Source organism: Vibrio sp. D417a (assembly GCF_030248595.1).
GTDB lineage: Bacteria > Pseudomonadota > Gammaproteobacteria > Enterobacterales > Vibrionaceae > Vibrio > Vibrio alginolyticus.
Genome location: NZ_JAHGAM010000062.1, coordinates 1 through 633 on the forward strand (window position 1 = coordinate 1; position 633 = coordinate 633).

A 633-nucleotide genomic window follows, 5' to 3' on the forward strand; every position below is an offset into this window, starting at 1 on the left:
TTTTTGTGGGGTACACCAATTTTTTGAGGGACTATGAAGAAACAATTAGCGTTAATTTTTTCATCAGCTACAACTATATTGAGTGCAGTCTGGTTGTGGAAAGAGGGCGGTTATGAACCAGCAATTGTTTTAATTGGTGGTGTTGGTGGTTTGATTCTTTCCTTGTACCCCACTAAGGATGAAAATTCTGATAAGTTTCCAGCCCCGACACATATAGAGCATGAAGTTTTAGATGAACTCTATATACACATCTTGCATGTTGAAGGAACTATTAATAAGAGTTTTCTTGATCGACGACTTTGGAATGAACTTCAAGACAACTTAGATCAACTAAAGCGTTTTTATCATAAAAATAAGATTAAGTTCCCTGATACATTAGATCAAAAGGTGCTTGAGGTTATTATGATTGGGCGGAACGTGATGAGTTCGGAAATTAATCAATCTATACCAACAGAGCTAGCAAGTGCTTATCGTAGTTCAAAAGACAATGTTATCGCTGAAATTCGGTTACTAAAAGGTATCGAGCACTAAAATATAACAAACTGTTTAAGAGTGATTCGCAACGCGTGGCATTTTTACTATGCGTTAGGTTTAGTGGTTAAGGTGGTATGCGGCGGCTTCGGTATTGCGTTG

Annotated in this window: 1 protein-coding gene; it reads left to right on the plus strand. The window is 37.4% G+C overall.

All coding sequences use genetic code 11. The features are described from left to right. Positions 1-33: 33 nt before the first annotated feature. Positions 34-531, plus strand: a complete 498-nt coding sequence (locus KI742_RS23450) for a hypothetical protein (protein WP_115386084.1) — start codon at positions 34-36, stop codon at positions 529-531. Positions 532-633: the final 102 nt, after the last annotated feature.

Coding starts and splice junctions, on each gene's coding strand:
- KI742_RS23450 (WP_115386084.1), top strand. CDS start 34: ATGAAGAAACAATTAGCGTTAATTTTTTCATCAGCTACAACTATATTG.